Source organism: Chloroflexota bacterium, assembly GCA_020161265.1.
In the GTDB taxonomy this organism is placed as follows: domain Bacteria; phylum Chloroflexota; class Chloroflexia; order Chloroflexales; family Herpetosiphonaceae; genus Herpetosiphon.
In genome coordinates this window covers 176,559-188,939 of record JAIUOC010000001.1, presented here as the reverse complement: position 1 = coordinate 188,939, position 12,381 = coordinate 176,559, and the positions used below count along the sequence as shown (strand labels likewise).

9 protein-coding genes are annotated in these 12,381 nt (G+C 48.6%); 4 read left to right on the top strand and 5 right to left on the bottom strand.

Annotated features, from left to right (window positions below):
- Positions 1-95 precede the first annotated feature (95 nt).
- Entirely contained in the window at positions 96-1,514 is a 1,419-nt protein-coding gene (locus tag LCH85_00665) for an aldehyde dehydrogenase family protein (GenBank protein MCA0350481.1), read from the bottom strand.
- 149 nt (positions 1,515-1,663) lie between these two features.
- Here LCH85_00665 and LCH85_00660 point away from each other — a divergent pair, with 149 nt between their 5' ends.
- A complete protein-coding gene (locus LCH85_00660) occupies positions 1,664-2,119 on the top strand; it encodes a DIP1984 family protein (GenBank protein ID MCA0350480.1) in 456 nt (151 codons plus the stop codon).
- 743 nt (positions 2,120-2,862) lie between these two features.
- Positions 2,863-5,109 (top strand): N-acetylmuramoyl-L-alanine amidase, encoded by a 2,247-nt coding sequence (locus tag LCH85_00655; protein MCA0350479.1) that lies wholly within the window; start codon positions 2,863-2,865, stop codon positions 5,107-5,109.
- A 44-nt stretch (positions 5,110-5,153) separates the two neighbouring features.
- Here the strand turns inward: LCH85_00655 and LCH85_00650 are convergent, their stop codons facing one another.
- Complete coding sequence (locus LCH85_00650; protein MCA0350478.1) at positions 5,154-6,371, bottom strand: cytochrome P450; 1,218 nt, start codon at positions 6,369-6,371, stop codon at positions 5,154-5,156.
- Positions 6,372-6,636: 265 nt separating this feature from the next.
- Between LCH85_00650 and LCH85_00645 the strand changes: the two genes are divergently transcribed.
- Complete coding sequence (locus tag LCH85_00645) at positions 6,637-8,706, top strand: substrate-binding domain-containing protein (protein ID MCA0350477.1); 2,070 nt, start codon at positions 6,637-6,639, stop codon at positions 8,704-8,706.
- Between the two features lie 3 nt (positions 8,707-8,709).
- Here LCH85_00645 and LCH85_00640 read toward each other — a convergent pair whose 3' ends face one another.
- From LCH85_00640 to LCH85_00630, 3 genes are all read right to left on the bottom strand, one after another.
- Positions 8,710-9,531: a nucleotidyltransferase domain-containing protein gene (locus tag LCH85_00640; protein MCA0350476.1), complete on the bottom strand. Its 822-nt coding sequence runs from the start codon at positions 9,529-9,531 to the stop codon at positions 8,710-8,712.
- 71 nt (positions 9,532-9,602) lie between these two features.
- Positions 9,603-11,063 (bottom strand): discoidin domain-containing protein, encoded by a 1,461-nt coding sequence (locus tag LCH85_00635; GenBank protein MCA0350475.1) that lies wholly within the window; start codon positions 11,061-11,063, stop codon positions 9,603-9,605.
- Between the two features lie 156 nt (positions 11,064-11,219).
- A complete protein-coding gene (locus LCH85_00630) occupies positions 11,220-11,681 on the bottom strand; it encodes a macro domain-containing protein (GenBank protein ID MCA0350474.1) in 462 nt (153 codons plus the stop codon).
- A 27-nt stretch (positions 11,682-11,708) separates the two neighbouring features.
- On the opposite strand from LCH85_00630, the gene LCH85_00625 reads away from it, so the two are divergent.
- A complete protein-coding gene (locus LCH85_00625; GenBank protein ID MCA0350473.1) occupies positions 11,709-12,377 on the top strand; it encodes a hypothetical protein in 669 nt (222 codons plus the stop codon).
- Positions 12,378-12,381 lie beyond the last annotated feature (4 nt).

Here is a 12,381-nt window from a genome sequence, read left to right as displayed (position 1 = left end):
ACAAAACCCCTCCTGTGATGGGGTCACACATCGCAGAACGATTCAAAAATCCCCATTCGCCGCTATCCCCCCCTATGGATAGCGGCGAATATCGTTTAGCGTTTGCTCATAACCCGCCGCGACCAGGCTGCCAAGCGCTTAGCCACCGAGCGATAGGGCGGTTGAAATAAATTGACTAAATTTAAGCCGCCAAGTTGAAATACTGCCCGCTCATGCGAAAATGTTTTGAAACTGTAAAAGCCATGATAATTGCCAATGCCGCTCTGACCAACCCCACCAAATGGCAAATTCGGATTAACCACATTCAGCAAAACCCCGTTGATCATACTGCTACCCGCTGGAATTTCGCGTAAGAGCCAGTTGATAATCGCTTGATTCTCGGCAAAAATCGCCATAGTCAAGGGCTTGCCGCTAGCTCGCGTCGCCATAATCACTTCATCAATTTGGTCATACACCAAAATTGGCAGAATCGGCCCGAAAATTTCATCCTGCATAATCGCCATGCCAGGTTTAACATTGGTCAACACAGTTGGCGCAAAGCGTGCAGGATGATCGGTCGATTGGCCACCCAAAGCGACCAACGCCCCTTGGGCAACTGAGTTATTGACCAAACCACGCAGGCGAGCAGTGGCATTAGCATCGATCACATTCGCCAAATCGGGCGATTGTAGGCGGGTATAATCACCTTTGCCATAATTACGCTCAATTTGTTTAATAATCAATTGGGTCAAGGCTTGGGCTTGCTCACGCTGAACCCAGACATGATCAGGCGCAACACACGTTTGGCCAGCATTGACAAATTTGCCCCACACAATCGCCTGGGCAGCGCGTTTCAAATCAGCTGAACGATCAATAATCGCGGGTGATTTGCCGCCCAGTTCTAGGGTAACCGAGCTAAAATGCTCAGCGGCGCGTTGCATTACATATTGGCCGATGCGTGGGCTGCCCGTAAAGAAAATATGGTCGAATGGCAAGTCAAGCAATGCTTCAGCCGTATCAACATCGCCCACAACGCTGGTAACATGCTCAGGTTTGAAGGCGGCAGCGATAATGTTTGCTACAACTTGAGCGGTATGTGGCGTGCGCTCCGATGGCCGCACAATCGCACAATTCCCAGCCGCCACCGCCCCAATCAAAGGCATAAGTGCCAGCGATAGCGGGTAATTCCACGGCGCAAGAATCAGCACAACTCCGCGTGGCTCATATTGAATCCAACTTTTGCTGCCCGTCAGCATGGTTGGGGTTTTAACTCGTTTGGGCTGCATCCATGTTTCAAGCCGTTTGATGGCAAAATTAATTTGCTCAAGCACCTGCTGAATTTCGGTAGCCTCAATTTCAGCTGCTGGTTTGGCAAAATCGGCCTGCAACGCCGCATGAATATCTGGTCGGGCTTGTTCGATCGCCCGTTTAAATTGCTGTAAATAGCCAATACGCTCAGGCGCACGGCTGGCGGCGATTCGCCCGCGCTGGGCCTGCAACGCCGCAAATTGCCCATGAATTTGCATGAGGTTCATTGATTCCTCCAACACAACATTTCCACATGCTATTATAAGCGAGCTTTGGGGGCAAAATCATGCTGCTTGACAACTCCTAAGCAGTATCGCTATAATCTTGGCATCTTCTTTCAGGCAGTAACAAGGATGGCCTGCCACATCCACACCTAATGAAATTAGCAGAAGCATTGATTTTACGAGCGGACATCCAGCGTCGGCTTGAACAGTTGCGTACCCGCGTTAAGCTCTCCGTACTGATCCAAGAGGGTGATGACCCACCAGAAGACCCTCATGAATTGTTAAGCGAAATTGAACGCTTGTTGCTTCAATTTGAAGATTTGATTGTCAAAATCAATCATACTAACAGCATTACACCATTTAACCATCAATACAATTTAACGACCGTTTTAGGCCAACGTGATGTGCTAAAACTCCGTTTAAGTATGCTCAAAAGCATTGCTGAGGAAGCATCACGCCGCCATAACCGGTATGGTCAGGCGGAAATTCGCAACATTGTAACCGTCGATGTACGCCAAATTCGCCAGCAAACTGATCATTTGGCTCGCCAATTTCGCGAACTTGACACAAAAATTCAGACCATCAATTGGCTAACTGAATTGGTTTAGAAACGTTGCTGTCGGTAGTTTGACTACGAATAGGTGCGTTCAGGCGACAACTGCCTAATTTAAAGTTGTCCTCCGCATGGGCAGCACAAAGAGTTATTCTCATTCAGCCCTGCACTGTCACAATAGCACTGAGCAACTCGATCAGTCTCGCAATACTGTTTTGGTCATTGATCGATCTTATTGTTACTACCATTGAACGAATATTCGCAATCAAACGAGGGTGGGCTTGGGGCACAGCAACATTAACAATGAACAACCCTTATTGCTTGTGGGAGAGCAGCTGAGAGCCAGTTTAGACCACCAAGCATAACTATCTAAAACCACAAACGGCCCAGTCGGGCCGCTTGCAGGAGAGAAGAGTGTAGAGGAGGAAGAATTTGATCGTAGTATCAGGCCTGAAGCTTACGATCAACCTAACGAGCAAAATTGCCACCACTCCTATTCAGGCCTAGCCCTTAGAGGGGAAAACGGAAATAAAAGGCAGAAATCAAAAAGCAAAAAGCGCCAAGGTTGGAAGCACGATGCGCACGAAGACCGCAAAGGTTCAATTAATAAATGACTGAAGTTCAACAAATGCCCTAGAATGATAAAGCCAACCTTCGCGCTCTTCGCGTCCTTCGCGGTTACGAAACTTCGTGTCCTCCGTGGATCAGAACTCCTCAGCTAACTCTCAGTTCTTAATCAATTTTAAGCAGGTATACTAAACCCATGAGTAGGGTCTTTTAGTTGTTGAGGAAGCAATAATGAACCAACGTTGGTTACGATCACGCTTGTTGATCGTTTTTGTTATTTTAGGGCTGGGCCTTGGCTACCAACCATTGCCAACCATTGCCAACAACCCAACCCCAGCCGCCAGCAATTTGCTCATAGCTTTCACCGCAGCTGCCGCTGAATTCCATGTACCAAGCGAATTATTGCTAGCGCTGAGCTACAATCTTTCGCGCTGGGAGCACCATGCAGGCCAGCCCAGCACCAGCGGCGGCTATGGAATGATGCACTTAACCCAAATCGATTTGAGCCATTGGCACGCTAGCAAAGGCCTTGATTGGGTCGCACCGCTCAAACAACCTGACGAATTGCAAACTTTAGCTCAAGCTGCCAAACTCCTTGGTCAACCAACTAGCACATTAATCAATGATCCAGTACAGAATATTCGCGGTGGCGCGGCTTTGTTGGCCGAATATAGCCGCAGCATCAACCCGGAATTGCCCAACAATCTTGCCGATTGGTATGGTGCGGTGGCATTGTATAGCGGCAGCAAAGAGCGTTCGACCGCGTTTGGCTTCGCCGATCGGGTCTATGCAACCTTGCAACAAGGTGCAACCCGCACAATCGACAACGGCGAAGTGCTAACACTTGCCCCAAGTATAGTCACAATCAATCGCCAAAGTGCCGCTAGCTTGCAGCTGTATTTGGGTAATGATTTCCCCTTGGATTGCCCAACGGCGCTCAATTGCGAAGTGATTCCAGCAGCCTATGCCTTGAATAATCCCAATGATCGCGGTGATTATGGTAACTACGATTTGGCCAATCGCCCAGTTGATGGCTTAGATTTTCGCTATATTTTGATTCACGACACCGAAATCACCTACACCCAAACCGTCAATGTGTTTCAAAATCCGGCCACTGGGGCATCAACCCATTATGTCATCCGCGCCAGCGATGGGCATATTGCCCAGATGGTCGAGAATAAAAATGTACCTTGGCATGCTGGCAATTGGGATGTTAACGGCCATTCAATTGGTATCGAACATGAAGGCTACGCGATCGAAGGGGCAACCTGGTATAGCGAAGCGATGTATCAATCCTCGGCGCAACTGACCCGCTATCTTGCCGATAAATACCGAATTCCGCTTGATCGCAGCCATATTATCGGCCATGACGAGTTGCCTGGGCCACTGCCGCAACATCAACCAGGCATGCACTGGGACCCAGGCCCATTTTGGGATTGGGCACATTATATGGATTTGGTGCGTGGCGGCCCCGCGCCTATCAGCAATCCCGATCCGCAGTTGGTTACCATTAATCCCAATTTCGATAGCAACATGCCCGCTTTGACCTATTGCTACAGCAGCAATGATTGCCGCGATGTACCAACCCAAAGCGCTAATTTTCTCTATTTGCACACCCAACCCAACGCCAACTCGCCATTGATTAGCAATCAATATATTGGCTCAACTCCGACTCACGCCAACAACTGGGCCAATAAAGCCGTAACTGGCCAAACCTATGTGGTCGCTGATCAACAAGGCGATTGGCAGGCGATTTATTTTGGCGGTCAGAAAGCATGGTTCCACAACCCCGATGGCTCAAATACCACGGCGGGCCAAGGGCTAAAGGTACGCCCAAAAGTTGGTCAAGCCACCATTCCAGTCTATGGGCGGGCGTATCCCGAGGCTGCGGCCTATCCACAGGGCATTTCGCCACAGGCAATCACTTCAATTTACAGCTTGCCCGCCGATAATATTGTGGTAGCAACCCAGCTGTACACTAGCACCTACTACTATTCGCCAGTCTATACCCCAACCCTTGACCCAAGCTCACACATCGTTGTCAGTGGCCAAACCAAGTATTATCAAATTAATTTCAACCATCGTTTTGGCTTTGTCAAAGCGACTGATGTGGAAGTGCAATCGAGCCTTATTAGTTTGACTACACCCAAACTTGCACAAAGCAACCTGCATGGCACGAGCATCACCTACACCTTGACCTTGCGCAACCTCAGCCAACAAACCGTGCCAATTAGCCTCAACCTCACCGGCAATACTTGGCCAACTACAATAACGAGTGCTTTGCCCAACAATCTTGCACCAAATGCCAGCCAAACGATCACGCTACGCGTCGATCTGCCAGCGGGGCCAAGCCCAGCGACTGATCAAGTGTGGGTTAAAGCTCAAACCAGCGCCGACCCTGAACGCAGCGCTGTGCTCTTACTGAATTCAAGCGCCGAAACGAATATCAACTTTTTACCGCTAATTACCAAGCAATAAATTAAAAAACGCCGTCTAGCCTTAAACTAGACGGCGTTTTTTAATTAAAATTCGACAGGCATTTCGATCATGCCACGAATCAGCATGCCAGGCCGCCAAATCAACTCATGGGCAGGCACTGCTAAACGTAAATGGGGCAATCGCTGCACCAACGAATTAATCGCAATTGCGCCTTCAAGTCGTGCCAATGGCGCACCCAAACAATAGTGAATGCCATGACCAAAAGCAATGTGGTTATGCTCAGTGCGCGTAATATCCAGCTGATCAGGTGCAACAAAATGCTGAGGATCACGATTTGCTGAGGTGATCACCGCTAGAATTTGCTCGCCACGCGGAATCTTCGCTCCAGCAAACTCTAGATCTTCGCAAGCCCAGCGAATTGTTGAGGTCTCGACCGGGCTATCGTAACGCAGCAATTCTTCGACGGCATTACGAATCAGGTCGGGATTTTCGCGCAGCAAATTCAATTGCTCAGGGTGTTGTAATAAGGCCAATATACCATTGCCAATCAAATTGACCGTGGTTTCATGGCCAGCAATCAACAAGAAAAACACCAGCGAAAACAACTCTTGCTCGGTCAGTTTATCGCCTGCTTCTTCAACCTGCACCAAAGCACTCGTTAAATCGTTGGCGGGGTTGGCACGTTTTTCAGCGAATAATTCACGCAGATAATTGCCAAACTCCTCCATCTCACCCGCCATGCGCGTAAAACGATCCGGAGAGGGATCGACGGTCACAACCAAGCCCGACCAATACCGGAATTTTTCGCGATGATCAAGCGGAATTCCTAGCAATTCGGCAATGACGGTCAAGGGCAGTGGAAAAGCATAGGCTGTCAGCAAATCGGTGCTGCGTGGGCCAGCCAACATTGCATCGAGCAAATCATCGGCAATTTGCTGAATGCGTGGGCGTAGTTGCTCAACCAATTGAGGGGTAAAGGCTTTATGCACCATCCCACGAATCCGCGTATGATCGGGTGGATCAATCGCTAACAAATGTTTAAACAACAATTGCACCACAGGCGGCATCACTGGCATCAGCTTTTGCTCTTCGGGATTGAGCACTTTCCGCCAATTTTTGATAAAACGCGGATCTTTCAGTGCGGCTTTAACATCCTCAAAACGGGTAATCATCCACAAGCCACGACCATCGGGCAGGCTAATTCGGTGAATAGGGGCTTCGGCACGCAAAGCCGCATAGGTGGGGAAGGGGTCTTGAACGAACTGCGGATTAAATACTTCAGCGTAGGTTGAATGGATCATCGATACTCCTCCACATATGATCAATCCATGGCTCCATCTTAAGCCGTTTTTGATAAATAGCAAGTCGTCAATTGCCTAAGGGGTAGCCCCGACCTAAGCAATTGGCGACTGAATACCCATTGCCGCAGCAAGATTGAGCTGGCATAGTAGAAAAGCAGCCAGATTAACCACTGTTTCAGTACTTGTCAGAGCCGATAATTAGTGCCATACTCAGCTAGATAGCTAGTTTCGACGAGGTTGTTGTTGTTTTTCGAGGAGTTTGCATATGGCTAGCAGGCAGGCAATTGGTTTCATTGCACCATCTCTCGCTGGCGAATTTATGACAGGCGTAATGGAAGGTATTTTGCAAAGTTTACGCAAGCATCACTATGACTTGATTGCGGTACAAGGCGCTCCCCAACACCTGATCAACAACCAACTGGCCAAACAGCATATCAAAGCCTGGATCGTGATTATCGATCCGACTGGGTTAAATGAACTAGCGACCAATGTGCCAGCCGTCGTCATTAGTGCCCCCCATGCTGGTGAGCGCTTTCCGCTGGTCATGCCCGATAACAACCAAAGCGCCCGTGCGATGGTCGAACACCTAATTGAGCATGGTCATAGTAAAATCGCCTTCGTTGGCAATTTTAATAATAGCGATATGCGCGATCGCTACACGGTATATTGCGATGTACTCAAAGAACATCGCATCACACCTAACCCGGCTTGGGTGGTCGATGTTGGCGATTATACCGAGGGCCGCACCGAACATGCCTTCTATCCGTTGATTGCCAATGGTTTAAATTTTAGTGCCGTGGTCGCCGCCAACGATCAACAAGCAGTTGGCGTAATGATGGCCTTGGAAACTAAGGGTTATCGAGTGCCACACGATATGGCGGTGGTGGGATTTGATGATGCCAATATTGCCCAACATGCCAACCCACCATTAACCACCGTGCGCCAGCAACCTCAATTGCTTGGCAGCATCGCCGCCGATACTGTTATTGAGTTGATCGCGGGCAAATCAGTTTCAAACGACCCAATCTACGTGCCAACCATCCCAATTTGGCGGCAATCGTGTGGCTGTAAAGATGTTTATACCGGGATTAATACCAGTACAGTTGCGCCCAAACAGCAGCATTGGGCCGATCAATTAGCCCAACGGATGCAACAAGTGCTCTATTATCCTGTGCCAATCGATCCCAATCTCAGTCTCAATGAAAGCAATCAAGGCATTCGCAGCCTGATCCAGGCACTTCAGGCGAAGATCGAGGTCCAAACCGTTGAGGTCGATTATCTCGCTGCATGGCATGCAATTATCACGGTTAGCTCCAAATCGGATACGCTTTCGGTGCTGTATCAGGTGTTTGCTGCTGCCGCTCATCAAGAATTAGCCCAAGCCGATTTACCTGCCGATCAGATTAGCGGGTTGCTTGCCACTGCCCATACGAGCTTGCTGCATACCGTGCTTGAACTGCAACGCAACGAAATTACCGGGCTTGATCGGCTACTTGCTGCCAACCATGAACTAAGCATGCTCTTGGTTTCAAATCAAAAACAACAAACTGGCAAATTGGCGTGGATGCAGCGCTTGCCAGTTTCGATCGCTTGTCTAGCGCTATGGGATGAGCAGAAACCAGGCTTTTTACGACTTGCCAGCATTTACAGTAAAGATGGCTCGTCAACAATCAAAGCAGGCAGCCATTGTCGCGGTAGCGAATTTCCGCCAGCCGAATTTCTAGAGCAAGCTCGCCAATTGAATAGCAGCGGCTACGTTGCGTGTGTGCCGATCGTCACTGCCAGTCACGATTGGGGCATTTTGGCTTTTGGCCATGCTGATGTCCAAAAAACGATCGCTGATATCAATAGTTTGTATATCTGGGCCTCGATTTTGGGCAGTTCACTGGAACATGAGGCGCTTGAGTCAACCCTTGATGCTGAACGCGAGGTTTTGCGCGGAGCAGTCGATCGGGAAAATGCGTTATCCAAAACAATTTTAGAGCTTGGTTGCCCATTAATTCCTTTATTACCAGGGGTCTTGCTCATTCCCTTAATTGGCAGCATCAACACTGAGCGTGCCCAACAAATCACTGAAACGGTGCTGAATGGCATTAACGAACAACAGGCTAGTCGGGTGCTGCTCGATATTACTGGGGTTTCGATGGTCGATACTCATGTTGCTAGCTCGCTCATGCAAATTGCCCGGGCGGCGATGTTACTCGGAGCAAAAGTAGCCTTGGTTGGGGTGCGGCCTGATATTGCCCAAAGCATCGTCAGCTTGGGGATTAACCTCAATACGCTGATTACCTACCCCAATTTGCGCACCGCAATTCAGCAGATGGCGATGGTGTAGCGCCTATTTCAACAAAGTCGCCGTAGCCTGAATCAGTTCTGCAAGTTCTTGCAAGGCTTGGTCAATTAATTCAGGTTGCGGCTGAATCAGGCTGAATAGTTGGGTCACTCGTTGTGCAAAGTTAGTTGGCACTTGGCGAAATCCATTAGCCAACATCACTGCACCTTTTTCGTTCATCCAATATTGCTGATTGAGCGCAAATAACGTCTGGGTTAGTACCATCACCGAGCGAAAGCAACAACCCGCTATATAGGCTAAATCGCCACGCTGGGCCGCTTTTCGCGCATTTGCCAAAGCGAAATCGGCTTCCCAAAAACGTCTCAAAAATGCTTGTTGCAAGGCTGGCGGATAGATCTCAAGCGGTTGTTTCAAGCCAGCCAAGGTTGCCTGCGGATCGTACAATGGCTGGCAAAGCGCGACTTCTGCCAGATAAATCGCCGAGACAAAGCCATGAGGATGGCCTGGCTGATAATCAATGCTGACTTCGCCAGCTTGGCAAGCAGCCAACACCTGCTCAACTTTGTGCAAATCGCGATACAGCCAATCGACTGGCAATGCTTGAATCGTTAGCCAACCGCCGCCGTTGATCCATGGTCCCCAACCGCCAATTTCGGTCACAAGCTGCTCACGCTGCAAATCATCAAGGGCTTGGGCATGGCGTTGCAAAGCAGCAATGTCTAAATCTTGTCGATAATAAATCCCAATATCAACATCTGAGCCAGAATGATGATTACCTCGCGCCCGCGAGCCACCCAGCACCAAAGCCTCAACTCCAACAACACTGCTCAAACGTTCTACGACTAAATTAATAATGTGTGAAGGCATACTACTCGCTCAATCATTAAATGCTACGATGGCTCCTGCTTGCGAGGAGCCATCGATCAAACCAAACCAGCTTATTGAGCACTACTCCAAACCTGAACTTCAGCTAAGGAAAGATACTCAGTTCGGCCAAGTTGAATCCGCACATAGCGGCCTTTGGGTGTGCCAACTAATGGAAGCGCAATTTGCTCAACTCCTAATGGATCATGTACAAATGAATAGGTGGTATTTGGGCGGGCAATCAAATCGCTCAAACTGACATTGGTAGAAGGAAAGGGATCGCTTGAGACAAAGACATAAACCTTGCGCAAGCGCTCAGCACAACAATCAGTTCGATTCCAAAGATCAATCGCATCGATTGTTTTGTTAGCGCCAAGATCAACCTGCCACCAAGCGCCAACATCATAATTGGTGTGGGTATATGAACCATAGCCACTTGTATTGCCATCAACTGCTATACCTGCGCCATGGAGCACATGATAGGTGCTCGATTGAACCGCGTTTTTGCCCTGAGCAAGGTTATTGCGGGCGTTTGGCTGCGACCAAACCTGAACTTCAGCTAAGGAAAGATACTCAGTCCGACCAAGCTGAACCCGCACATAGCGCATATTCGTATTATTGGTATTAAAACTGATCTTTTGAGCGCTCAGCGGATCAGCGCGATACCACGAAACAGTATTTGGGCGATTAAGTAAATCGGTCAGGCTCAGATTCGTCACTGGAAACGGATCTGACGAAGCAAAAACATAGATTTTGCGCAGCCGTTCAGCACAACAATCAGTCCGATTCCAAAGATCAATGCTCGTAATATTGAAATTCCGACCAAGATCAACCTGCCACCAAGCGCTCACATCATAGTTGGTGTGGGTGATCGTACCATAGCCATCAGGATTGCCGTCAACCGCTACGCTTGCGCCATGTTGCGGAGCGAGGGTGCTCGATTGAACCGCGTTTTTACCTTGAGCCACATTAGAACGGGTTGAGCCAGTATAATTAACCCAGCCATCGGGTTCGGCAGCGGTGCAGGGTGCTTCGGCGCTTACTTCCCAAGTAATTCCGGGCAAATAGCGCACACTCAGCCAACCACCTTGGCTATTGTGTACCTCAAAGTGCAAATGCACCCCGGTCGAATTACCAGTTGTGCCAGCTAAACCGATTTCTTGGCCTTGGGCAACAACTTCGCCAAGCGCGACTGAATATGCATTTAAGTGAGCATACCAACTAACATTACCATCAGGATGTTGTAGCTTAATCATTTTGCCATAGGTGGAATCCTCATTCCGATAGACCACTGTACCAAAAAAGGTAGCGATAATTGGTCGATTCAGCGCTATACCACCGATATCAATTGCCTCTGGGCTATTACCATGCGAAAACCCACAGCCTGGGCCTTGGGTCAGGGTAGCACTGCCATTAATTGGCAAACGATAGCTGCTTGGAACCGTCGCCGCTGCATACACTTGAGCAACATCCCAAGGAACCAGTCCGGCCAAGAGCAAACTCATTAAGAGTACCATCCGACGTAGTTTGACCATTGTTGAATTCCTCCAATACATTTACAGCTAGCTTCTGGTTGGCAAAAGCTATAGGCCAAAGCCTACTGGTAAATTGCATAGAGGCCTAGTGATCAAGCGTGTTACACGAGTTGTAGATCAGGCGTAGTTTAGGTGTAACGCTCGTTCATATCAGGGTTAGATCGTTGACTGGGGTGGGTATACTTTCACTAGTATAGTGGGCAAACGCTCAAATGCTTGCATGATCAATGGCTCAACCTCAGCCCAAGCTAGCCCACCATAGCCACAACCCAAAGCAGGCACAGCGATTGAATCAATTGAACGGCGCGTTAGTTGGGTAATTAAATTATTCAAGCCTGTAGCAATATCAACGATCTTGGATTGCTGCTTCCAATGCTGCTTAGTCGGAAAGTTGATGACCGTGGTTGGCCGCTGATTACGCATTTCAACAAACACAAACATCGTGCCAAGCTGTACTTCGCCAGCCCGACATGCTTTAACATAGGCTTGGTAATTGGCAGGAAAGGCTTGGCGAAATTGCAGCGCCAAGCCTTTGCCCATCACTCCCACACAATTAACTGGGTTAACCAAAGCTGCTGTATTTGCAGCTAATAAATCACCTTGGCAATATTCAAGCATGCTCATTCTCGTTTCTAAGGAGTCGTTTTGAAACTTCAGCAAACCATCGAGGAGTTGATTAATAACCAGCAACACTGTTATAGCATCGCTGATCGTGAGTGTGTATATGCTACATTCAAGCCCTATCAAAAGCTCTTACAAGCACTCGCCGCCAAGCCCAATAGCCCGATCGAGCCAAGCTCTATCATTGAAACATGGCATCACACTGCCGCTGGAATTGTGATTGCTGTCGAATGTGTTGTTGCCCAACAAGCAATTAGGCTGTGGATTCCGCGTCAAAGCGATTTTTTAGATTTACGTTTTTTGGCGCAGCTTAACCAGCACTCCAATCAGATGCAGTATGTATTGCTTGAATTCGATGATCAAGCCCTGATTGTGTTGGCGACACTTGATCAACAAATTCAACTCAAGCAAGGCTTGGCTGACTCGATCGTTAAATTAGGCTTGGAAGCCCAAACTAGTAGTTTATTGGCAATAGCCGAGCAACGTTTAGGATTAAAGGATTATCAGGGCTTAATCGATCAAAGTACAGGTTTGCTAGCAATTGAACCAACCGCGCCACTGTATAGGCTGCGCGGTCAGGCCTATTATGAATCAGGCCAAATCGACGCTGCTTGGCAAGATTGGGCCGCCGCAGCACAACTCGGCGCTAACAACATTTATCGTGAGATGCAGCTGCGCTATCAAATCTATTAATTAA